This window comes from Micromonospora sp. NPDC047738 (assembly GCF_040642675.1).
In the GTDB taxonomy this organism is placed as follows: Bacteria; Actinomycetota; Actinomycetes; order Mycobacteriales; family Micromonosporaceae; genus Micromonospora.
Genome location: NZ_JBEYSO010000056.1, coordinates 1 through 22,782, shown reverse-complemented (window position 1 = coordinate 22,782; position 22,782 = coordinate 1). Strand labels below are relative to the sequence as shown.

Below are 22,782 nucleotides of genomic sequence, written 5' to 3'. Positions count from 1 at the left end.
CAGCAGCCGGACCAGCATCCGCCCGGTGGTGGTCTTGCCGCAGCCCGATTCCCCGACCAGGCCCAACGTCTCCCCCGGCCGGACGTCGAAGTCCACGCCGTCCACCGCCCGCACGAGCGCGCGGCTGCCGAGGGCACCCCGGACGGGGAAGTGCTTGGTCAGGCCGCGCACCCGCAGCAGCGCCTCGGGTGCGCGCGGCTCGGGTTCGCCGACGATGGCGGCCGGCAGCCGGCCGTTGACCGTGCTCATCTCGCCACCCCCACCTGGGCGATCTCGTCGCGGTAGATGCGTTGCCGGGCGGCCTCCGGCAGGTGGCAGGCGACCAGATGCCCCCGCTCGACCACCTGGCGCAACTCCGGCACGTCGGTTCGTGACCGGTCTCCGTTGCGGTCGGCGTAACGGCAGCGCGGGTGGAAGGCACACCCGGAGGGCAGGTTGATCAGCGAGGGCGGGTTGCCCTTGATCGGCACCAGGTCCGCGTCCGCGTCACCGTGCAACGACGGCACACTCGACAACAACCCCCACGTGTACGGATGCTGCGGCCGCCGCAACACCTGCTCCACACTCCCGTGCTCGACCGCCCGCCCCCCGTACATCACCAACACGTCATCGGCGACCTGCGACACTACACCCAGATCGTGGGTGATCAGGATGATCGCCGACCGGAACTCCTGCTGAAGGTCCTCGAGGAGATCCAGAATCTGCGCCTGCACCGTCACATCCAACGCCGTCGTCGGCTCATCCGCGATCAACAGATCCGGATCGTTCACCAACGCCATCGCGATCATCGCCCGCTGCCGCATCCCACCCGAGAACTCGTGCGGATACTGGTCGAACCGCTTCCCCGGCTGCGGAATCCCCACCCGACCCAACATGTCCACCGCCCGGCCGCGGGCCTCCCGCTTCCCCGCCCTCGGATGATGCACCCGATACGCCTCAGCGATCTGCCTACCCACCGTGTAGTACGGATGCAGGGCCGACAACGGATCCTGAAAGATCATCGCCATGTCCCGGCCCCGCAGCCGACGCACCTCCTCCTCCGCCAGCCCCACCAACTGACGGCCACCCACCGAGATCTCCCCGCTGATCGTGGTGCGCTTGGCGTTGTGCAGACCGAGGATGGCCAACGAGGTGACACTCTTACCCGAACCCGACTCCCCCACGATGCCGAGCGTGCGACCCCGCTCCACCGAGAACGACACCCCATCCACGGCGCGAACCACACCGTCCTCGGTGTCAAACCGCACCCGCAGATCCTTGACCCGCAGATAGGGACCCTCGCCCGAGCGGGGCGCCGGTAGCTTCACCATCTCGATCCCTCCGTTCAGTTCAGCCGGACCCGCGGGTCGATGACCGCGTAGAGCACGTCGACCACGATGTTGGCGACCACGATGAACACCGCCGCCAGCAGCACGGTCGCCATGACCACCGGCAGGTTGAGGAACTGCACCGCCTCCACGGTCGCCTTGCCCAGCCCCTGCAGACCGAAGATCGTCTCGGTGATGAACGTCCCGCCGAGGCTGGTGCCGATGTCCAGGCCGGCGATGGTGACGATGGGCGTGATCGCGGCCCGCAGCGCGTGCCGGGTGTGCACCTGCCGCGTGGAGAGCCCCTTGGCCCGGGCGGTCCGCACGAAGTCCTCCGACAGCGTCTCCAGCATCTGCGCCCGCGACAGCCGGGCATACAGCGCCGAGTTGAGGAAGCCGAGCGTCATCCAGGGCAGCAGCAGGCCCACCGCCCACCGGGCCGGGTTCTCGGTCAACGGGGTGTAGCTGGGGAACGGCAGCAGCCCGGTGGCGTACACCAGCAGGTAGAGCAGGATCAGCCCGAAGAAGTAGACCTGCATGGACGCCCCGGCCAGGGTGATGCCGATCGCGGCCCGGTCGAAGACCGTTCCGCGGCGCAGCGCCGACACCATGCCCAGCGAGACGCCCAACGCCAGCCAGAGCACCGCGCCACCGAAGACGATGCTGAAGGTGACCGGGAGGCGCTGGGTGATGATCTCCGTGACCGGCTGATTGTTGCGGAACGAGTAGCCCAGGCAGGGTGCCGGGCAGTCCTGCCGGAAGTCCCCCGAGCCGTACGTGCGGCCGACGAAGACCCCCTTGACGAAGTCCGCGTACTGGCGGGGCAACGGCTGGTCGATGCCGAGCCGCTGCTCGACCTGGGCGATGTCCTCGGTGGTGCAGTTCTTGCCGCACATCACCTTGGCCGGGCTGCTCGGCACCGCGAAGAAGAGACCGAAGGTGACCAGGCTGATGACCGCGAGGGTCACCGCGGCGACGAGGAGCCGCCGGAGGACGAAACGGAACACGGGAACACCTCCCCGATGGACGGTGGGGGCGGCCCGGACGAGGGCCGCCCCCACGGCGGTCACTGCTTCACGTAGATGCCGTTGAGCGAGATGATCCCGAAGGCGTCGCTGAGGAAGGCGTTGCCGACCTTCGACCCGTGCAGCTCGTAGGCGGCGTCGTAGTAGCAGGGCACGACCGGGACGTACTCCCGCATGATCTTCTCGTCCAGGGCCATCCACCCGGCGTCCTGCTCGGCGGCGGGCAGGTTACGGACCCGGTCGACCTCGGCGCTGATCGACGGCTCGTTGAGGTACGAGACGTTGTTGTTCCCCTCGGCGACGATCTCCCGCCCGTCGTACACCGGCGGGATGACGGTCGAGCCGGTCGGCCAGTCCGAGCCCCAGCCGCTGATGTAGAGGTCGTACGGGTTGTTCTTGCGGCCGATCTCGTCGTAGTAGCTGCTGCTCTCGATGGGCTTCATCACGATGTCGAAGCCCATGTCGGTGAGGTTCTTCCGGATCGCCTCGGCCTGCTGGGTCCGCAGCTCCGTGTTGGAGTGGGCGAAGACCAGCTTCGGGCGCTTGCCGGCGAGCAACTCGGTGACCTTGGCCTTGTCGCCGGTGACCGGGGCGTTGAAGACGTCGTACTTCTTCCAGCCGGCCGTGGTCGGCGACATCAGCGTGGTGGCCGGGGAGCCCGCCGCCTGCCCACCGATCGCCTTGAGCGCGGCGTCCTTGTCCACGGCGTAGTTCAGCGCCTTGCGGACGTTCAGGTCGGTGACCCGCTGGGTGTTGATGTTCAGCACCCAGGTGTACTGGGTCGGGCCCTTGACGACCCGCTCGACGACGCCGGCCGTGGTGGTTCGGGGCAGTACGGCCGGCGGCACGTCGGTCCAGCTCAGCGCGGCCTGGTCGGCTGCGGCGTCGGCGACGAGCCGCTCGGCGATCTGCGCCTGCTCCAGGCCGAAGGTGATCCGGATGGCGTCCGGGTACGCGTTGCGGATGGGGTCGGTCTTCGGGTCCCAGTTCGGGTTGCGCTCCAGTTCCAGCGCCACGTCCCGCTGGTACGACTTGACCTTGTACGGCCCGGAGGAGAAGGGCCGCAGGTCGTAGTTGGCTCGGGTGTCCTTGGCGGCGGGCACGGGCGCGCTGGTGGGCAGCGCGGCCGCGTACGGCAGGTCGCAGTGCGCCTCCGGGAAGGTGAACCGGATGGTCCGGTCGTCGGGCGTCTCGATGCCGTCCGGCGCCGGCTTGCCGCCGTCGTACGGCCCCTGGTACTTCGCGTTGTACGCCCCACCCGGGTATAGCCACTGCTGGATGTAGTGCGGCCCCTCGTTGAGGTTGGACGCGAACGAGCGGGCGATGCCGTAGGCCACGTCCTTACTGGTCACCGGGGAGCCGTCCTCGTATTTCACCCCCTCTCGCAGGGTGAACTCCCACACCTTGCAGTCCTTGTTGACGTCCTTGCCCGGATCAGTGGCGAGGTCGCCGACGAGCAGCAGTTTGCCGGTGCCGTCCTCCTTGTAGCCGTTGAGCGCGCGATAGAGGAGCCCGCCGGTGACCTGCTGCACGTTGACGTAGTTACGGGCCGGGTCGAGGTGCTCGAAGTCGGAGTTCTGCATGATGGTGAGGGTGCCGCCGCGGGCGGCCCCGTCGACCGCCTTCGCCGGGCCCTGGTTGTCGGCGGGCTCGTAGGAGACCGAGCCGGTCTGGGTCTTCGTCTTGCCGTCGCCGCCACCACCGCTCTCGGTGGTCGGGCTGCAACCGGCGGCGACGAGCGCCGCGGCGAGGACACCGGTGGTCAGTGTCCGGGTTCGTGCTCGCACGGTGTGCTCCCTTCCCGCCCGGCGGCCCCCGCCGGCCGGGCGTGTTTGATGGCCGGGGGGTTACCGGGTCGACCGGGGATCCAGCGAGTCGCGCAGGGCGTCACCGAAGAGGTTGAACGCCAGGACCAGCAGGAAGATCGTCAATCCGGGGAACAGGGTGTACCAGGGGTCGCTGGCCACGTAGCCGATGCTGTTGTAGATCATCCGGCCGAGGTCAGGCGTAGGTTCGGTGACGCCGATGTTGACGAAGGCCAGGGCGGCCTCGATGGCGATGAACTGCGGCACGTTCAGCGAGACCGTGACCAGGATCGGGGCCCAGATGTTCGGCAGCAGTTGCCGGAACAGGATGTGTCCGGTGCCGGCGCCGGCGGCCCGGGCGGCCTCGACGAACTCTCGCTCGCGCAGGGAGATCACCTGACCGCGGACCAGCCGGGCCGTGTACGTCCAGCTGAACAGGCCGAAGGTGGCGATGATCAGGGCGACCCGGAAGGCCGGCGGCGGCGCCTCCCGCTCGGTGTAGAAGCGGTCCTGCAGGATCGGGATCACCGCCAGGGCGAAAATGAGGAACGGGAACGCCAGCGTGAGGTCGACCAGCCAGTTGACGACGCTGTCCAGCCAGCCGCGCGCCCACCCGGCCACCACACCCACCGTCACCCCGATGACCGACGCCAGCAGGGCCGAGGCGAAGGCGATGAACAATGACGTCCGCAGTCCGTACACCAACTGGAGCAGGATGTCCCGACCGCTGCCCGGTTCGAGTCCGAGCCAGTGTTCGGAGCTGATGCCGCCGGCGTAGCCGATCGGCATTCCGAAATCGTTGAGCCGATCCACGAACTTGTCTGTCGGGTCCATTCCGGTGAGCCAGCCGAGCAGTGGCGCGCAGAGGGCGACGAGGGCGGCGACGACCAGCGTCAGGGCGCTGAGCCGGGCGGTCCGGTCCCGCTTGAGCCGCAGCCAGGCGAGCTGGTTCGGCGACCGGCCGACAATCTCCCGCCGGCCGGCCTGGGCCGGGGATTCGGTTTCGACGGCGACGTCCGGGGCGGCCGGGTCACCGGGCGCGGTCAACGACGGTGGGTGGGACATGTCGCTCATGAGGAGCCCTCCCGACGGCGACGAAAACGTCCTGCCACCCGACGGTAAACCGCTGGGGAACGGCGAATTGAATCGTTACGGTAACGGTCGGATCGGTTGTCGGACATTGACAACGATCTGATTTACGGAATGACTCGGTGCAATAACGGACCGATTTGGTTGTCATCCGTTCGGCCATCTTCCCAGCAGTTTCCGAATACGTTGCGGCGGGCGCGCCTTCCGGTTGTCACCCGTTCGGACATTCCCCGGCTTCCCCCACCCCGACTCCGCGATCGCCAGCCAGTTCGCCGGCAGCGTCGCCTGCGACCTCGACGCCCTGGGGACCCGGGCGCCGCCCGGCTCAGCGGCCGAGCGAGATGGAGGCCCGGTTGATGTAGCCGACCTGGACGGCGAAGGCCGCCAGCGCCACCACCACGCCGACCGCGATCGCCAGGCCGGGTGCGGCGCCGGACAGGCCGCTCAGCAGGGTGGCGCCGAGCCCGATCAACAGCGCGTTGACCGCGCCGACCAACGCGGCCGCGGTGAGCAGCATGTGCCGGCGGCCGGGCCGGCTGCCCACTGCCGCCCACTCCGCCCGCGTGCCGCCACCCTGGGTCAGGGCGTCGGCGAAGAAGTCCTGGTCGTCGGCGAACCGCCGGTGGTACCAGGCGCGGATGCGCTGGATCCGCTGCAGGTCCACCTCGTTCTCCACCATGCTCTGCACCAGCCGGGCGAAGGTCAGCAGCCCGGTGATGACCAGGGTCGGCAGCACGGCGCCGAGGTACGGCCGCACCAGATGCCCGCTGCTGGAGACGAAGCCCAGCCCGATCAGCGCGGCCGAGAGCATCGACATGAAGATCGTGGCCCGGCCAACCGACTCGGTTATGGTGGCGCTGCGGGAGGTCTGGAGCACGAAGTGCTCGGTGGTGACTGCGGTGAGCAGGGCCTGCTCCCGCGCCTGCTCGTCCATCCCCGCCGCCTCCTTCGTCACTCCACGATACGAAGCAACGCCGCATCCCGGGGCAGAACGGGCAGGGTGTCGCCCCGCCCGCCGTCCAGCCACGGCCAGGGCGGGACAATGGCATCCGGATGCGGCGGCGGTGGCCGGTGGTGGCGAGACGATGGGAGGCCGGGCAGGGTGTCCGAGGCGGCGGAACGGCAAGCGGTGGCGAGTGGGGGGCGGGAGCTGCAGGCCGACTGTGCCCGGTGCTTCGGAATCTGCTGCGTCGCGCCCGCGTTCGCCGCCTCCGCCGACTTCGCCATCGACAAGCCAGCCGGGCAGCCCTGCCCGAACCTGCGCCCCGACTCCCGCTGCGGCATCCACCGCGACCTGCGGCAGCGGGGTTTCCCGGGCTGCACGGTCTTCGACTGCTTCGGCGCGGGCCAGCACGTGGCGCAGGGGACCTTCGGTGGGCGGGACTGGCGGGCGGACCCGGCGAGCGCCCGGCGGATGTTCGACACCTTCGCGGTGATGCGACCGCTGCACGAGCTGCTCTGGTATCTCACCGAGGCCCTGGCGCTGACCCCGGCCGGCCCCCTGCGGGACGACCTGGCGGCTGCTCTGGCCGAGACTGGGCGGCTCACCGACGGCACACCGGACGAGCTGCTCGCGCTGGACGTCGACGCCCAGCGGGACCGGGTCAACCAGCTGCTGTCCCGGGCCGGCGCGCAGGCCCGGGCCGGGCGGGAGGGCGTGGACCGGCGCGGGGCGGTGCTGATCGGGGCGGACCTGCGCCGGGCCGGGCTGTCCGGGGCGAACCTGCGCGGGGCCTGCCTCATCGGCGCGGACCTGCGGGGCGTGGACCTCGGCGCGGCCGACCTGACCGGGGCGGACCTGCGCGGTGCCGACCTGCGCGGCACCGACCTCGGGCGCTGTCTCTTCGTGCACCAGTCGCAGCTCGAGGCGGCCCGCGGCGACCAGCGGACCGTCCTGCCGCCCCGCCTGCGCCGGCCCGCGCACTGGTCGCTGGCGGTCACCCCGGTCCAGCCCTCGCGCGGGCGGCCCGGCTCCGCACGCCGCCGGCGCTGACCGACTCCGGATGCGGCATCCCGGGCCGTCCCACCGCGCGGACCCCGCGCCCTGCCGCACACCGAGTGGATCACGCGGGACGTCGGAACTGCTCGCCCCGGACACGGCGTTCGCCCTGCGCCGAGGGGAGCCGGCCGGGCGGTGCCGCACGTTTCGGGGCGCCGGAGCGGGGTAGCCGGAGTCGGCGTCACCTCGGGCGACGCGGGTGACGCGGCACCGACGGGAGGCGGACGGGTGAAGTATCGGGTACGCCAGGGCGAGCAGCCGGTCGATCCGGCGCACGCCGAGGACGAGGCCGGTCAGGCCCGGCTGGTCCAGGTCGACGCGGACACGGACGTACCGGCGCCGGAGCCGGGCACACCGAAGCCGGACGTGGTCACCGAGGACGACGGCTCCGGCGTGGCCGGCGGGTCGTCGGGCACCAGCGCCGGCGGCTCGTCGATGCCGACGCACCCGGATGCGCCCCGCTGACCGGGGCGTTTACCCACGAGCGACGCGGGCAGGAGTTCGACATGACGAGTGAGCATTTCGGCCGCGCGCCCACGGACGAACCGGACGGCGCCACCGCGTACGAGGCGTCGCTGCGACCGCCGGGCGAATCCCTGCACACCACCGACGACACCGGCGACGACTTCGCCGACCTGCCGGCCGAGGATCGACGCTCCGCCCGGGAGACGAGCCGGGCGGGCTACGACGTCGACCAGGTCTCGGGCACCGGCGAGCTGCCGAACGTGGAGTGATCCGGCCGGGACGGCGGGTCGAGGCTGATCGCGCCGGACGGGCAGAGGTCGACGGCCCGCCGGACCCGGTCGGCCGCGTCCGGCGCGGGCTCGGCGCGGCGGAGCACGACGAGGCCGTCGTCATCGTCCTGGTCGAAGACCGCCGGCGCGGTCACCACGCAGTTGCCCGACCCGCAGCAGCGGTCCCGGTCCACTCGTATCCGCACGGCCGCCGCCTCGGTCACCAGGTCACCGGCAGCGCGTCGAGGCCGAAGACGACCGAGGTGTCCCGGGTCGGCAGCCGCCCGGCCTCCGTGGCGGGGCGCAGCCGGGGGAACCGTCGGGCCAGTTCCACCAGGGCGACCCGCAGTTCCGCCCGCGCGAGGGGCTGGCCGATGCACTGGTGCACGCCGAACCCGAACGCCAGATGCTGCTGCGCCTGCCGGTACGGGTCGAACTCGTCGGCCGCGTCGAAGACCCCCGGGTCCCGGTTGGCCAGGGAGAGCACCCCGATCGCGCCCTCCCCCGCCCGGATGAGCTGCCCGCCGATCTCGACGTCCTGCAAGGCGAGCCGGGGCAGGCCGGTACGCACGATGCTCAGGTAGCGCAGCAGTTCGTCGACCAGACCGTCGGCGTGCCCGGGGTCGTCGCGCAGGGCGGCGTACCGGGCGGGGTGGCGGAGCAGCAGCAGAGTGCTCAGCCCGATCATGTTGGCGGTGGTCTCGTGGCCGGCGATGAGCAGCAGCACCGCCATGCCGACCAACTCGTCGACGGCGAGCTCGCCGGTGTCGACCCGGTCCCGGGCCAGGCGGCTGAGCAGGTCGTCGGTGCGGTCCCCGGCCGCCACCTTCGTCTCCACCAGCCGGTGCAGGTAGTCGCGCAGCTCCCGCACGTGCAGCTGGACCCGGTCCGGTGGCGCGTCGCGGTCGATCAGGGTCCGGCTGCGTTCCTGGAAGAAGTCGTGGTCAGCGTACGGGACGCCGAGCAGGTGGCAGATCACCATCGAGGGCACCGGCAGGGCGAAGTGCGCCACCAGGTCGGCGGGCGGGCCGGCGTCGCGCAGCCCGTCCAGGGCCCGGTCGACGGTCTGCTGGATCAGCGGCTCGATCCGCCGCACGTTCTTGATCATGAACTCTGCGGTGAGCATCCGGCGGAGCCGGGAGTGCTCGCTTCCGTCCATCCGGATGAAGCCGCCCCGCCGGTCGCTGGGCGTGCCGGGGGCCACCCGGCGCAGCAGCGGGAAGCCCGGTCGGCTGAGGTCGGCACTGAAGCCGGGGTGGCGCAGCAGTTGCCGGACGTCGGCGTGCCGCGTGACCAGCCAGGCGGTCGTGTCGGTGGGGAGCCGGACCCGGGTGACCGGCCCGGAGAAGCGGTGCCGCTCCGCCGCGTCGAGCGGGACGAGCGGGTCGCGGTCGAGGTTGATCGGCGGCCACAGGGGCAGGTCGGTGAGCGGCGCAACGGTCACGCGGACACCTCCGGGGGCGACTGTCCGTGACGGCATCGATCCGCCACGTTACTCATCGACGGGGTTCGACACAACCCGTCGGCGTCAGCGGGCGGCGACCGCCTCCGCCCGCGCCTCGGCCATGCCGCGGTTGGCCAACGCGTCGGCCCGCTCGTTCTCCGGGTGTCCGTTGTGGCCCTTCACCCACAGCCAGGTCACGTCGTGCCGGGCGCAGGCGGCCTCCAACCGCTGCCACAGGTCGGCGTTCTTCACCGGTTGCTTCGCCGCGGTCAGCCAGCCGTTGCGCTTCCACGAGGCGAGCCAGCCGGTGATGCCGTTGCGGACGTACGTGCTGTCGGTGTGCAGGCGCACGGTGACCGGTCGGGTCAGGCTCTCCAGCGCCTGGATGGCGGCGGTCAGCTCCATCCGGTTGTTCGTCGTCGGCGTCGCCTCGCCGCCGCACAGCTCGCGCTCGTGGTCGCCCCAGCGCAGCACGACACCCCAGCCGCCGGGGCCGGGATTGCCGCTGCACGCCCCGTCGGTCCAGATCTCCACGACCCTGCCGCTCACGTCGTCCGCCATGCCGGCAACCTACCCGGTACGGCCGCCGACGCGAGCATCCGACCCGGCCGAGCCGGGTCCCGGAAAAGCCCGCGACACCCGCCCGACGGCCTGGCAGGGTGACCGGTCGTGGACGGACGCTGGGACGGCCTGCGGGCCGCGGTACGCACGACGATCGACGAGCTGGTCACTTCCGGCCGGGAGGTCGGGGTGCAGGTGGCCGCCTACCTGGACGGCGAGCCGATCGTGCAGGAGCAGGCCGGCCTGGCCGACCCCGCCACCGGGCGACCGATGACCGCCGACACCCCGATCCACGCGGTCTCGACCGGCAAGGGGCTCACCGCCACCGTGGTGCACGTGCTGGCCGAGCGCGGGCTGCTCGACTACGACCTGCGCATCGCCGACGTGTGGCCGGAGTTCGCCCGGCGGGGCAAGGACGGAATCACCCTGCGGCACGCGCTCACCCACACCGCCGGGCTGCCCACGCTGCCGGCCGACACCACCCCGGAGGACTTCACCGACTGGGACCGGATGTGTGCGGTGATCGCCGACGCCGAGCCGCTGTGGGCGCCGGGCGCGCGGCTGGCGTACCACGCCTGGACGTTCGGCTGGATCGTCGGCGAGGTGGTCCGGCGGGTCACCGGCCGGCCGATCTCGCAGGTGCTCGCCGAGGAGGTGGCCGGCCCACTCGGCGTGGCCGGGGAGCTGTTCCTCGGGGTGCCGGAGGCGGACCTGCCCCGGCTGGCCCGGCTGGAGGACGCCGGCCTGACCGCGATGATCGCGTACGCGAGCGCGCACCTGCCGAACTTCGACGCGGTGGCTCCGCCCGGCGTCCGACCCGACGCGACCATCGGCAGCCGCCCCGACGTGCTGCGCGCCGACGTGCCGGCGGTCGGCACGATGAGCGCCCGCGCGGTCGCCCGGATGTACGCGGCCCTGCTCGGCCCGGTCGACGGCGTACGGCTGATCTCACCGGAGCGCCTGGCGGAGGTGTCGGCGGTGGCGGCCCGCGGCGAGGACTGGGTGTTCGGGCAGGAAGTGACCTTCGGCCTCGGGTACGCGGTCGACGGCGACGGGTCGTTCGGCACGGCCGGCAGCGGCGGGAGCCTGGCGTTCGCGTACCCGGCGTTGGGGCTGACGGTCGCGGCGGTGCGAAACCGGCTCGGGGCGGGCGACGGCGACCCGATGGAGGGCCTGCGGACGCTCGTGCGCGACGCGGTGGTCGCCGGATCCGCCTGAGCGGACCGGGCCGCGAACGGCCCGGCAGCGCCGGATGCGTCCGGTGTGGTGGCTGACCGCTCGCCGTGGTGCCGCCCGGTCTTGCCGCCGCGACCCGACGCACCCGTTCGGCGGCCCGTCCGGTCGGCCGCTCGGCTGCCTGGGCTGACCGGACGAGGTGGTCCGGCCCGCCGGTCAGGTGCCCGGATCGCACGAGCGGTCCGGCCGGCAATGGTCTGCTCAGTCATCGCGGCCGGCGGCGAACCGGTAGACCCCCCACGCCGTTCGGAGAAATCCTCGAAGGGCCCGGTGGATGCCGGCAGATACTTTACGAAGCAAAGACTCAGCCGAACAGCCACAGCGCCGTCACCCGAAACAATTCCTGACCATTGCAGGCGGTAAAGACAGACGATCACGTCGTCGGCCACTGATCTGTTCGCGTGGACTGCCGTCCGCCGTTCCTCAAAAGGCTTTCCGGCCTACTCGGAGCCGGCTGCGGCATCCTTCCGCCGTCTCCACCGAGCGATCACTCAGTGCAACGTGAGGGTTGCCTAGCCGTACTTGGCGCAGTCAGGAGCGGTGATACAGCGACCGGAGCGCCGGGTGAACTCCTGTCACCTTCACGACTGTTTGCCTGTTAGACACCTCGCGTTTGCCATCCGTAGTCTCAGGCCAACCCGCGGACATCCCTCAACGCCCACGGTGCCAGGGCGGGAACAGATCCCGCCCGGCGCAATTTCGGACTGGCTTCCGTCGCTGTTTCTGAGCCGGATTTCCGGCGGCTCGTCACTGCCCGGAAGCGCAACTGATGGAGGGTCGAATGACCGAAGTCGCACAGGCGCCTTCGACCGGCAAGGACGACGAAGAGGCCGGGAGCCCGGGCGGCGATCTCCGGCGGCGCCAGAAGCGGCGCACCGCAGACCTCGCACCGCAGGACCTGCACTCGCCCGCAGCCGATCAGCAGGTACGGCTGAGCGTTGTCGTGCCGACCCGCAACGAGGCGGAGAACATCCCCGCGCTGCTGTCCAGGCTGGGACCGGCCCTCGCACCACTGCCTGCGGAGATCATCGTCGTCGACGACAGCGACGACGACACTGTGGACGTCCTGGCGCGGCACGCAGCCGAGGCTTCGGTCGCCGTACGCCTGCTGCACCGGCCGCCGCACGCGCGTAGCGGCGGGCTGGGCGGCGCCGTGCTGCTCGGCGCGCGGCACGCCCGCGGCGAGTGGGTCCTGGTGATGGACGCGGACCTGCAGCACCCGCCGGAATCGGCCGGCAGGCTGGCGGCCGTCGCGATGCGGCACGACGTGGACCTGGTGATTGGCACCCGCTACGCCGGCGAGGGCTCCCACGGAGGCCTCGACGGCATGGCCCGTGAGGTGACCTCGTCGTGGGCCACCCGACTGGCGAAGAGCCTGTTCCCGCGCCGGCTGACCACCGTCAGCGATCCGATGAGCGGCCTGTTCGCCTTCCGCCGGGCGGCCGTCGACCTGGACCGGGTGAACCCCATCGGCTTCAAGGTCCTGCTCGAACTGCTCGTCCGCCACCCCGGCGCCCGGGTCGCCGAGGTCGCGTACGAGATGGCGCCCCGGCACGCCGGCCGTTCCAAGGCGTCGCTGCGGGAGGGGCTGACCTTCCTGCGGCACCTGTGGCGGCTGCGCAGCCAGCGACTGATCGGCCAGATGCGGGAACGCCCGGCCGCCGCCCGCGACCGGCTGCGGGAGCTGACCAGGATGATCGCCTTTGGACTGGTCGGTCTGTCCGGGATGGTGGTCAACACCGCCGCGTTGTGGTTCTTCTACGAGCCGGCCAAGCTGCACCACCTGCTCGGCGCCACGCTGGCGACCCAGCTGTCGACCGCGTGGAACTTCGCCCTCATCGACGCCCTCATCTACCGGCGCCACCGGCAGGGCTCCCGGACCGGCCGGGCCGCACGCTTCTTCCTGCTGAACAATGCGCTGCTGCTGTTGCGCCTACCGGCGTTGCAGGCCCTCGTCTGGGCCGGCTTCGGAATCCTGACGGCGAACGCCCTGACGCTGGTCGCGCTCTTCCTCGTCCGGTTCCTGATCAACGATCGGGTCATCTACGCCCCGGGCGGCGTCGGCCGGCGGGATCCGGTGCGCATGCTCGTCAACCTGAAGGCCCCCGAGGCCGTCGCCACCCCCTCCCGCAAGCGGTACCAGTACCTGAAGTACCGGTACGACGTGGCCGGGGTGGTCACCATCGGATCTCAGATCATGCTGCCGGAGCTGGAGTTCTTCCGCGCCCAGTGGGTCGCGGACTCGGACGTCGACATCGCGGTGCGGGTCAGCGACGTGGGCGGCCGAGGGCCGCGGCGCCGGGCCGCGATGACCGAGTACGCCAACGAGTCGGTCCTGCGCTACGAGGAGCACCTGGGTCGGCTGGGCGCGAACTTCCGGATCCGACTCGGGTCGCCGATCGACATCCAGGTCGGTCCGCTGCTCGCCCGTTCGCCGCACGTGGTCTACACCAACATCGTCGAAGCGCTGCTGCGGTTCGTGCTGGTGTCGCGGGGCCACATGCTCCTGCACTCGGCGTGCGTCAGCCTGAACGGCGTCGGGGTGATGCTCTCCGCCCTCACCGACACGGGCAAGACGGCCACCGTGCTGCGCCTGCTACGCGACCACGGCGGGCTCTTCCTCTCCGACGACATGACCCTGGTCAACGCCGACGGCGTCGCGACGTGCTTCCCCAAGCCGCTGACCATCAGCGCCCACACCTTGCGTGCCGTGCAGGCCAGGGACCTCACCCCGGCCGAGTGGCGCCGCCTGCAGTTCCAGAGCCGGCTGCACTCCAAGGGGGGCCGCTCGCTGGCGCTGACCCTGAGCAGGTTCAACGTGCCGATCATGGGCATCAACGCCCTCACCCAGCGGCTCGTCCCGCCGCCGAAGTACAGCGTCGATCGGCTTGTTCCCTGCCGCATCGGCACCAGCACCAGGGTGGAGGAGCTGTTCATCATCGAGCGCGGCACGCCCCGGATCGGCGACCTCGGCAAGGACGAGACGCTGGAGCGGATGATCCAGAACACCGACGACGCGTACGGGTTCCCGCCGTTCCGCTACCTGGCACCGGCGATCACCATCGACGGGCAGGGGTACGCGCAGCTGCGGGAGCGGGAGCGGGAGATCCTGACCGGCTTCCTGTCCCACGTCCGCAGTCGGGTGGTCGCCTCGGACCGGTTCGGCTGGGCCGACGAGATCCCGCGTCTGCTGCATGCCGAACGGGGAGACCTGCCGACCGAGCCACAGGTGGTCCTGCCGGCCTGGCCGCGGTGGAGCGGGGCGCCGGCCCCGAGCGGAGCTCGTGCGTGAGCGCTACCCGATCTCCGGTCGAGGAGGTGGAGCACGACCGTCTCGCGACGACGGTCGTGCTCCACCCCGTCAAGCTTTCCGCGCCCGGCGCGACGTCCCGGGCTGCGGACGGCGGCGAGGGACGCGGGTGGCGCCGGTGGGCGGTGCCGGGCGCCCTCGTCGCCATCGCGGCGCTGGCGTTGTTCCTGCGGGTATGGAAGCTGAACGCGCTCGGCTTCAACAGCGACGAGGCCGTCTACGCCGGACAGGCCGCCTCGCTGGCCGGGAACCCGAACTACGCGCCGTTCTTTCCGGTCTTCCGCGCTCATCCGATGCTCTTCCAGACCATCCTGTCGCCGTTCTTCCGCACCGGCGAGGTGGACCTGGCCGGGCGGCTGGTCGTGGCGGTGCTGGGCATGGTGACGGTGCTGGCCGTCCACCTGCTGGGCGCCCGGCTCTACGGTCGGCGCGTCGGGCTGATCGCGGCGCTGCTCGTCGCCGTCATGCCGTACCACGTGGTCGTCACCCGCCAGGTGCTCCTCGACGGGCCGATGGTCCTGTTCGCGACGCTCACCCTGTACTGCCTGGTGCGGTTCGTGCAAGGCCAGCAGGTGCTCTGGTACGTCGCGACCGGCGCCATGTTGGGCGTGACGATGTTGACGAAGGAGACGAGCATCGTCCTGGCCGGTGGCGTCTACGCGTTCCTGGCGCTGACCCCGATGGTGCGTCGGCCGGTGCGGATGTCGTTGCTGGCCCTCACCGCAACGGTGGCGGTCTTCCTGACCCACCCGGTCTCGCAGGCGCTGGCCGGGCGCAGCCAGACCGGCAAGAGCTATCTGGTGTGGCAGCTGTTCCGGCGGCCCAACCACTCGATGGGGTTCTACCTGGAGACGGTGCCGCCCGCGATGGGGCTGCTCGTGGTGGCGGCGGCCGTCGGCGGCCTCTGGTGGCTGCGCCGGCACCGCTCCTGGCGGGAGACCCTGCTGCTGTCGTGGATCGCCGCACCGGTGGTGTTCTTTCAGCTGTGGCCGGTCAAGGGCTTCCAGTACCTGCTGCCCGCCGCGGCGCCCGTCGCGGTACTGGCCGCGCGGGCGCTGGCCCAGCTGCCGGTGCCGGAGCTGGTCCGCCGTCTGCTCCGCCGAGTCCACCACCCGGCGAGCGCTGAGCCGGCGCGCACGGTACGGGCGGTGCGGACCGCGGTGATCGCCGTGGTCGCTCTGAGCATGCTCGTACCCAGCCTGAACGCGGTCAACCGGGCCGACAACTCCACCTTCCTCGCCGGGTCCGGTGGGGTGCCGGGCGGCCGGGAGGCCGGCCGGTGGCTCGCCGCGAACACCCCGGAGGGGTCGGTGGTGCTCACCCTCGGCCCGTCGATGGCCAACATCATCCAGTACTACGGCCACCGCCGCAGCTACGGCCTGTCGGTCAGCCCGAACCCGTTGCGGCGCAACCCGTCGTACGAGCCACTGCCCAACCCCGACTGGTGGCTGCGCCACAACGACCTGCAGTACGTCGTCTGGGATTCGTTCTCCGCCGGACGCTCGGCTTTCTTCTCCGAGCGGCTCATGGTCCTGATCCGCCGCTACCACGGCCGCGTCGTGCACACCGAGTACGTCGACAGGACCGACTCCACCGGGGCCCGCATCCCCGTCCCGGTGATCATCATCTACGAGGTGCGTCCGTGACCGACTCTGCTCACCCGCGCCGCCGGCACGCCGGTCGGCTGTTGATCCGCGCGCTGCTGGCCGCCGGCCTGCTGGCGCTCGCCGGCCCGGCCACGGCGGCGCACGCCGCGCCCCCGGCGCACCCCACCACCCCGATCGACCACTTCGTCTTCCTGATGCAGGAGAACCACACCTTCGACAACTACTTCGGCACCCGGCCCGGGGTCGACGGCATCCCTCCGGGCACCTGCATGCCGGTGCGCCGCGGCCAGGCCGAACCCTGCGTCAAGCCGTTCCACCTCGGGGAGCTGGGCAGCCTCGACCTCGACCACACCGCCGAGGCCTTCCGAGTGCAGTACAACAACGGCCGGATGGACGGCTTCGTCGAGGGCGTGAGCACGCAGGGCAAGGACGGCAAGCTCGCGATGGCCTACTACGACGACCGCGACCTGCCGTACTACTGGAACATCGCCGACGAATACGTGCTGTTCGACCGCTTCTTCAGCTCGTCCAACTCGGGCAGCATCCGCAACCACATGTTCCGGGTGACCGGCGGCCCGGGCGCCACCGGAGCCTCGGAGTCCATCCCGGCGAACGGGTGGGGCGACATCCCGACCATCTTCGACCGGTTGGAGGCCGCCGGGATCAGCTGGAAGTTCTACGTGGAGAACTACGACCCCACTATCACGTTCCGGTCCCGGACCAGCGAGGAGGACATCGACCGGGGGGCGCAGGTGATCTGGGTGCCGCTGCTCGCCTACGCGCGCTACGTCGACGATCCCCGACTGTTCGGCAAGATCGTGGACCTGGACGAGTACTACGACGACGCCGCCAAGGGCCAACTGCCCGCCGTCTCCTTCATCGCCCCGGCCGGTGACAGCGAACATCCGCCCGGCAGCATCCGGGCCGGTCAGAACCTCGTCCGGACGCTGCTGACCCAGCTGATGCGCTCACCCAACTGGAACTCGTCGGCGTTCCTGTGGTCGTACGACGACTGGGGCGGCTGGTACGACCACGTGGCGCCCCCGCAGATCGACCGGTACGGCTACGGCTTCCGGGTGCCCGCCCTGCTGGTCAGCCCCTACGCCAGACGCGGGTACGTGGACTCCACCACGCTCGACTTCACCTCCGCCCTGAAGTTCATCGAGGTCAACTGGCGACTGAAGCCGCTGGCCGACCGGGACCGCAACGCGAACACGTTCCTCGACGCCTTCGACTTCGACCGACCACCACGGCCGGCGGTCTTCCTCAGCACCGAACGCACACCCCCGGTGGTGAACAGACCGAACCCGGTCCCGGTGTACACCGCGTACGCCGTCACGGGCAGTTTGGTGACGGCGCTGGTCGGCGTCGCGGCGCTTCGGCGGCGGCGATGGACATGACCCACAAAATCGTGCCGGCGGCCCTGCTGTCGCTGGTCGCGGCCGTGCTGGCGGTGGTCGTACTGCCCGCCGCCGCGAGTGCGCGACCCGCGTCGACAAGGCCGGGAAAGCTGCACCTGCAGACGGTGCCGCCGCTCGGGGGCGTGGTGGTGAAGGTGGACGGGCAGGTGGCCCGGTCCGACGCCAAGGGTCGGATCCAGGTACGCGTGCGCGACTTCGTCGACCTCGAAAAGCGGCTCGTCGTTCCGGAGACCCTGATCAGCCCGGATCGCAAGGTCGTCTTCGACCGCTTCCGCGGCAACGTCGACGCCGGCGGGCGCGGCAAGGTCGTGGAACTCGGCCTGCGTACCTCCCGGCTGGTCTCGTGGAGCTTCATCGACCGCTTCGGCAGGGCCGTGCCGCCCGACCGGGTCACCGCCATGCGACTGCGCAGCAACACCGGTGAGATACACGACCTGAGCGGCCCCGAACTGGCCCAGCCGCGCTGGGTCGCCGAGAGCCGCACCCAGCAGGGCCCGCAGGGGTTGGCCTCCAAGCAGCTCTACTACGTGGTCGACAGCGCGATGGTCGACGGCACGTCCGTGGTCAACCGCGCCGGACAGAAGTTCGTGCCGTGGGAGCAGCAGGCGTGGGTGGTGCAGTTGCTCTTCTTCCGGGTCTCGTTCACGGCGACGGACATGTTCTTCACCCGCCAGGTCGGCGACGGCATCGAGCTGACCCGCGCCGACGGCGACGTCGAGCGGCTGCCGTTCGGCCGGGACGGCACGGCGCTGGTGCCCGACCTGCCGCGCGGCACCTACACGATCACTGTCTTCGGCGGCGGCGTGTCGTTCGGGCGTCCGGTCAGCATCAGCAAGGACCAGGTGGTGTCCCTCACCGTGATCAGCGGCGCCGATCTGGCCCTGGTGACGCTCGCGGTGCTGGTCGTCGCGGTGGGCCTGGTGCTGCTCGGACGGCCGCATCTGCTCACCCGGCTACGCCGCGCCGGGACAGCCGGGAAGCGGGCCCGCCCGCGCCCGCGACCGAAGCACCGCCGGCGGTTGCCGACGCGGCGGGCATTCAACCGCCCGCCGCACGCCCCGGCCGACGAGGACCGCCAGCCGGCCGCGGTGGGGGGCGGAATCGCACTGCTGCTGCTGGTCGCCGCGCTGGCCGGCGCGCTGCTGCCGGCCGGCGCCGCCCGCGCCGACGTCGGTCACCGGCGGGCCGACCCGTCCTCGGCGACGGCTCCCGTGCCGGTGCTCGCCTACTACTACATCTGGTTCAACCCGACGTCCTGGAACCGGGCGAAGATCGACTATCCCCTGCTCGGGCGCTACTCCAGTGACGACGTCGAGATCATGCGACGGCACGTACGGATGGCGAAGTCCGCCGGCATCAACGGGTTCCTGGTGTCGTGGAAACACACGCCGCAACTCGACGAGCGCCTGGCCAAGCTGGTCGAGGTGGCCCGGGAGGAGAACTTCCACCTGGGCATCGTGTACCAGGGGCTCGACTTCGCCCGTACCCCGCTGGCCTTCGACACCGTCCGCACCGACCTGTCGTTCTTCGCGACCCGCTACGCCACCGACCCGGTGTTCGACATCTTCGGCCGGCCGGTGGTGGTGTGGACCGGCAGCGACCGCTTCACCCCGGCGCAGATCCAGACCACCGTCGGCGGCGTACGCGGGAAGCTGCTGGTCCTCGGCAACGCCAAGAGTCTCGAGGACGTCGAGTCGAGTCAGGGCGTGCTCGACGGCCAGGCCTACTACTGGTCATCCGTGGACCCGGTGGCCGGTGCCAGCGGACGCAAGCTGGCGGAGATGTCCCGGGCGGTGCACCAGCGGGGCGGGTTGTGGATCGCCCCGGTGACCCCCGGCTTCGACGCCCGCCTGGTCGGGGGCAAGCGGGAGGTGCCGCGCCGCGAGGGCGACACGCTGCGGGCCTCCTTCGCTGCGGCCCGCCTGTCTCAACCCGACGCGATCGGGTTGATCAGCTGGAACGAGTTCAGCGAGAACACCCACATCGAGCCGAGCGAGCGGTTCGGCGCGGCCGACATCAACGTGCTGGCCGACCTGCTCGGCGTGCGCGTCGACGTGGACGTACCGGTGGACAGCAGCGAGCCGGGCGGCCCTCACCGGGGGCTGAGCGCGTGGGGCGCGCTGCTGGTCACGGGCGCGGCGGTGGTGCTGCTGCCGCTCGGCGTGCTCCTCCAGCGACGTCGCTCCCCCACCGCCGCCCGCCGGGGCCGGCCGACCGGCGCCGACCCGCCCGGCGGCCCCACCGACCTCTGACGATCATCCGCTCCTGGGGAGGCGCGGCGGTTACCGCACTCACAAGCTGGAGGTCCACCCAATGAAGCCGCGCAGAGCGACCCGGTCGTCCGCCGGGTCCACAGTCGTCGCCGTGTTCATGGCCGCCGGACTGACCCTGATCCTGAGCGGTCGCGCGGAGAGCGCCTCCCCCACGTGCCACGCGTCCACCGCGCCGAGCGGGGCCTACACGGTGCTGGTCTGCCTCACCCAACCGTCGAGCGGCAGCGCGCTCGTGGGCGACACCACGGTCACGGCGACCGTCAACGTGACGGCCGGCACCAGCCCCGGCGTCGGCAAGACGGAATGGTCCCTGGACGGCCAGTACCTGCTGACGGACTTCCAGTCGCCGCACCAGTTCACCCTCTCCTCCGCCGACTTCGCCGATGGCGCACACACGATCGGCGTCGCGGCGAAGATGCGCGACGGTTACGCCACCCCGGAGACGGCCATCACCGTCACCTTCGCCAACGGCAACGTCACCCCTCCAGAAAACACCCGGCAGTGGTCCGTCCCGCCCATCCGCGCCCGCGGCCCGCAGGAACCCTTCGTCGTGGCCGCCGTTGGCGACGGCGCCGGCGGCGAAACCAACGCGGTGAACGTCACCAATGCGCTCGTCGGATGGAACCCGGACCTGTTTCTGTACCTGGGCGACGTGTACGAGGACGGCACCCTGACGGAGTTCAAGAACTGGTACGGCGGCCCCACCGCCTTCTTCGGCCGGCTACGCGACGTCACCACCCCCGTCGTCGGGAACCACGAGTACACCGGCAACCGGGCGGACGGTTACTTCAATTTCTGGGACAACATCCCGCACTACTACAGCTACGACGCCAACGGCTGGCACTTCGTCGCCATCGACTCGACCAGCAACTACAACAAGGTCGCGCCCGGCTCACCGCAGTACGAGTGGCTGGTGGCGGACCTCGCCGCCAACCGCAGCCCGTGCACGATGGTGTTCTGGCACCATCCCCTCTTCAGCGTCGGCTCTGAGGACCCGGCGCCGCGGATGCAGGCCATGTGGGACCTCATGGCCGCCCAGCACGTCACCATGCTCGTCACCGCCCACGACCACAACTACCAGCGCTGGACGCCGATGGGCGCGGGTGGCGTGCCCGCCGCCGACGGCATCGTCGAGCTCGTGGTGGGCGGCGGCGGCCACTCCAGTCAGGGCTTCCTGAGCTCCGACGCACGGGTGGTCAAGACCAACAAGAGCTACGGCGCGATGCGCATGGACCTCTACGGCAACCGCGCCGAACTGCACTACCACGCGGCCGGCGCCACCGGCACGACCCTGGTCGACTCGTCGACCATCTCCTGCAAGGGCACGGACCGGCTCGCCCCGACCGCACCCGCCGAGCTGACCGCGATCGTCAACCCCACCCCGTCGGTGAGCCTCGCCTGGACCCCGGCCACCGACACGTACGGCGTCACCGGCTACCGCGTCTACCGCGACGGCACCGCGGTGGCCGACCTGCCGGCGACCGCGACCGCCTGGACGGACACCTCCGTTGCCGGAGCGACCCGGTACGAGTACACGCTCGACGCCGCAGACGCGGCCGGCAACCGGTCGGTGCGCAGCCTGCCGGTCGCCGTGACCACCCTCGGCCCCGACACCACGCCCCCGTCCGTTCCGGGCGGCCTCGTCGCCACCGCGTCCCCGGATGCGGTGACGCTCGCCTGGTCGCCGTCGAGCGACAACGTCGGCGTCACGGGGTACGAGGTGCTCCGTGACGGCACGGTGGTGGCGACCGTGCCGGCCACGACGTACGCCGACAGCGCCGTGCCGCCGGACGAATCGCACGTCTGGACCGTGCGGGCGGTGGACGCAGCCGGCAACGTCAGTGTTGCTGCCAACCCGGTCACCGCGGTTCGCGACACACTGCCACCCTCCGCCCCGCCGAACCTCCGGGTCACCGGCGTGACACCCGGCGCGGTCGGCCTCGCCTGGGATGCGTCGACGGACAACATCGGGGTCGCGCGGTACCGGGTGTTCCGCGACGGCACCCTGCTCGCGGAAACCTCCTCGGGCCAGACGTTCCTCGACGACACGGTCGGCAACACCCGCACCTCGTACACGTACCACGTCACGGCGGCCGACGCCGCGGGGAACGCCTCCGCACCAGGTAACACGGTGACCGTGACCACCGCGGACGGCAGCCCACCCACGGTGCCCACCAACCTGCAGGCCGCAGCGGCCGGCCCCAACCAGGTGCTGCTGTCGTGGGAGCCCGCGACCGACGACTTCGGCGTGGCCGGGTACACGGTGTACCGCAACGGAACCGTCCTCGGGACCACCACAGGCTCGACCTTCACCGACAGCACCGCCCTGTCGGAAAGTTCGTACACGTACGGGGTCTCCGCCTTCGACGCGTCCGGAAACTCCTCCGGTCCGAGTACGCCCGCCATCGTCACCACACCGGCGGCCACGCCCATCGCGGCGGTGGCGGACACCTACGTCAAGGCGTCCAGCCCCACGAGCAGATACGGAAGCACGTCGGTCGTGCGGGTGGACGGAGATCCGGTCACCAACGCGTACCTGAAGTTCACCGTGTCCGGGCAGACCGGCGCGGTCCTGCGCGCCCGCCTGAAGGTCTGGGTCGCCGCCGGGTCGTCCAGCGGCTTCGTGGTCCGCCCGGTCGCCGACTCCACCTGGTCGGAGTCGTTGACGAACTGGGACAACGCACCCACCATCGGCGACACGTCGATCGCCGCCAGCGGTCGGACCACCAGCGCCACCTGGGTGACCCTCGACGTCACGCCCCTGGTCAGCGGGACCGGTACCTTCACCGTTGGCATGACCTCCAGCGGCGCCTCGTCGAGCAGCTACGGCAGCCGCGAGTCCAGCACCCCACCGCAGTTGCTGCTGGACATGACGTCTTGACATCCTCCCGGCCCTGAAGGGGCCGGGATTCCCACGGTTGCCCGTGAGGTTTCCTGTTTCATTGCCGACTGCCTGTCCGGGAGGATTTTC

General features: G+C 71.1%; 18 protein-coding genes. 9 read left to right on the top strand and 9 right to left on the bottom strand.

Annotation, left to right across the window (positions count from 1 at the left end):
* The 6 genes from ABZ783_RS36340 to ABZ783_RS36315 form a co-directional block, all read right to left on the bottom strand.
* The coding region (locus tag ABZ783_RS36340) for an ATP-binding cassette domain-containing protein (RefSeq protein ID WP_357447384.1) at positions 1-249 on the bottom strand (249 nt) is incomplete at its 3' end.
* A complete protein-coding gene (locus tag ABZ783_RS36335; protein ID WP_357447381.1) occupies positions 246-1,310 on the bottom strand; it encodes an ABC transporter ATP-binding protein in 1,065 nt (354 codons plus the stop codon). The genes ABZ783_RS36335 and ABZ783_RS36340, both read right to left, overlap by 4 nt.
* A 14-nt stretch (positions 1,311-1,324) precedes the next feature.
* Positions 1,325-2,314: an ABC transporter permease gene (locus ABZ783_RS36330; protein WP_357447378.1), complete on the bottom strand. Its 990-nt coding sequence runs from the start codon at positions 2,312-2,314 to the stop codon at positions 1,325-1,327.
* Between the two features lie 59 nt (positions 2,315-2,373).
* Positions 2,374-4,119, bottom strand: a complete 1,746-nt coding sequence (locus ABZ783_RS36325; RefSeq protein WP_357447375.1) for an ABC transporter substrate-binding protein — start codon at positions 4,117-4,119, stop codon at positions 2,374-2,376.
* A 60-nt stretch (positions 4,120-4,179) separates the two neighbouring features.
* On the bottom strand, positions 4,180-5,211 hold the full coding sequence (locus ABZ783_RS36320; protein ID WP_357447372.1) for an ABC transporter permease: 1,032 nt from the start codon (positions 5,209-5,211) through the stop codon (positions 4,180-4,182).
* Positions 5,212-5,551: 340 nt separating this feature from the next.
* Positions 5,552-6,160: a hypothetical protein gene (locus ABZ783_RS36315; protein ID WP_357447369.1), complete on the bottom strand. Its 609-nt coding sequence runs from the start codon at positions 6,158-6,160 to the stop codon at positions 5,552-5,554.
* A gap of 195 nt (positions 6,161-6,355) precedes the next feature.
* Between ABZ783_RS36315 and ABZ783_RS36310 the strand changes: the two genes are divergently transcribed.
* The 3 genes from ABZ783_RS36310 to ABZ783_RS36300 all read left to right on the top strand — a co-directional run bounded on the left by ABZ783_RS36310 (position 6,356) and on the right by ABZ783_RS36300 (position 7,959).
* The gene (locus tag ABZ783_RS36310) at positions 6,356-7,219 is read left to right on the top strand and encodes a pentapeptide repeat-containing protein (protein ID WP_357447387.1); all 864 of its coding nucleotides are present in this window, start codon (positions 6,356-6,358) and stop codon (positions 7,217-7,219) included.
* A gap of 234 nt (positions 7,220-7,453) precedes the next feature.
* Entirely contained in the window at positions 7,454-7,690 is a 237-nt protein-coding gene (locus ABZ783_RS36305) for a preprotein translocase YidC (RefSeq protein ID WP_073834566.1), read from the top strand.
* A 41-nt stretch (positions 7,691-7,731) separates the two neighbouring features.
* Positions 7,732-7,959 (top strand): hypothetical protein, encoded by a 228-nt coding sequence (locus tag ABZ783_RS36300; RefSeq protein WP_357447365.1) that lies wholly within the window; start codon positions 7,732-7,734, stop codon positions 7,957-7,959.
* Here the strand turns inward: ABZ783_RS36300 and ABZ783_RS36295 are convergent.
* The 3 genes from ABZ783_RS36295 to rnhA all read right to left on the bottom strand — a co-directional run bounded on the left by ABZ783_RS36295 (position 7,908) and on the right by rnhA (position 9,964).
* Positions 7,908-8,165 carry a ferredoxin gene (locus ABZ783_RS36295; protein ID WP_357447362.1) on the bottom strand — a complete coding sequence of 86 codons (258 nt, stop codon included), beginning with the start codon at positions 8,163-8,165 and terminating at the stop codon, positions 7,908-7,910. The two genes, ABZ783_RS36300 and ABZ783_RS36295, sit on opposite strands and share 52 nt — an antisense overlap.
* Before the next feature lie 14 nt (positions 8,166-8,179).
* Positions 8,180-9,403, bottom strand: coding sequence for a cytochrome P450 (locus ABZ783_RS36290; protein ID WP_357447359.1), 1,224 nt, complete (start codon positions 9,401-9,403; stop codon positions 8,180-8,182).
* A gap of 84 nt (positions 9,404-9,487) precedes the next feature.
* Entirely contained in the window at positions 9,488-9,964 is a 477-nt protein-coding gene (gene rnhA / locus ABZ783_RS36285) for a ribonuclease HI (protein ID WP_357447356.1), read from the bottom strand.
* Positions 9,965-10,072: 108 nt separating this feature from the next.
* Between rnhA and ABZ783_RS36280 the strand changes: the two genes are divergently transcribed.
* The 6 genes from ABZ783_RS36280 to ABZ783_RS36255 all read left to right on the top strand — a co-directional run bounded on the left by ABZ783_RS36280 (position 10,073) and on the right by ABZ783_RS36255 (position 22,692).
* A complete protein-coding gene (locus ABZ783_RS36280; protein ID WP_357447353.1) occupies positions 10,073-11,182 on the top strand; it encodes a serine hydrolase domain-containing protein in 1,110 nt (369 codons plus the stop codon).
* A 799-nt stretch (positions 11,183-11,981) separates the two neighbouring features.
* Positions 11,982-14,492, top strand: a complete 2,511-nt coding sequence (locus tag ABZ783_RS36275; protein WP_357447350.1) for a glycosyltransferase — start codon at positions 11,982-11,984, stop codon at positions 14,490-14,492.
* Complete coding sequence (locus tag ABZ783_RS36270; protein WP_357447347.1) at positions 14,489-16,156, top strand: glycosyltransferase family 39 protein; 1,668 nt, start codon at positions 14,489-14,491, stop codon at positions 16,154-16,156. Before ABZ783_RS36275 ends, ABZ783_RS36270 begins: the two co-directional genes overlap by 4 nt.
* Positions 16,153-17,517: an alkaline phosphatase family protein gene (locus ABZ783_RS36265; RefSeq protein ID WP_357447344.1), complete on the top strand. Its 1,365-nt coding sequence runs from the start codon at positions 16,153-16,155 to the stop codon at positions 17,515-17,517. The genes ABZ783_RS36270 and ABZ783_RS36265 overlap by 4 nt, the downstream gene beginning before the upstream one ends.
* Positions 17,514-19,790 carry a hypothetical protein gene (locus tag ABZ783_RS36260; protein WP_357447341.1) on the top strand — a complete coding sequence of 759 codons (2,277 nt, stop codon included), beginning with the start codon at positions 17,514-17,516 and terminating at the stop codon, positions 19,788-19,790. Before ABZ783_RS36265 ends, ABZ783_RS36260 begins: the two co-directional genes overlap by 4 nt.
* Positions 19,791-19,851: 61 nt before the next feature.
* On the top strand, positions 19,852-22,692 hold the full coding sequence (locus tag ABZ783_RS36255; protein WP_357447338.1) for a DNRLRE domain-containing protein: 2,841 nt from the start codon (positions 19,852-19,854) through the stop codon (positions 22,690-22,692).
* The last annotated feature ends 90 nt before the right edge of the window (positions 22,693-22,782 follow it).

Excerpts from the sequence above, each read along its gene's own strand:
- ABZ783_RS36335 (WP_357447381.1), bottom strand. The coding sequence starts at position 1,310 with ATGGTGAAGCTACCGGCGCCCCGCTCGGGCGAGGGTCCCTATCTGCGG.
- ABZ783_RS36260 (WP_357447341.1), top strand. The coding sequence starts at position 17,514 with ATGACCCACAAAATCGTGCCGGCGGCCCTGCTGTCGCTGGTCGCGGCC.
- ABZ783_RS36255 (WP_357447338.1), top strand. The coding sequence starts at position 19,852 with ATGAAGCCGCGCAGAGCGACCCGGTCGTCCGCCGGGTCCACAGTCGTC.
- ABZ783_RS36300 (WP_357447365.1), top strand. The coding sequence starts at position 7,732 with ATGACGAGTGAGCATTTCGGCCGCGCGCCCACGGACGAACCGGACGGC.
- rnhA (WP_357447356.1), bottom strand. The coding sequence starts at position 9,964 with ATGGCGGACGACGTGAGCGGCAGGGTCGTGGAGATCTGGACCGACGGG.
- ABZ783_RS36320 (WP_357447372.1), bottom strand. The coding sequence starts at position 5,211 with ATGAGCGACATGTCCCACCCACCGTCGTTGACCGCGCCCGGTGACCCG.
- ABZ783_RS36275 (WP_357447350.1), top strand. The coding sequence starts at position 11,982 with ATGACCGAAGTCGCACAGGCGCCTTCGACCGGCAAGGACGACGAAGAG.
- ABZ783_RS36315 (WP_357447369.1), bottom strand. The coding sequence starts at position 6,160 with ATGGACGAGCAGGCGCGGGAGCAGGCCCTGCTCACCGCAGTCACCACC.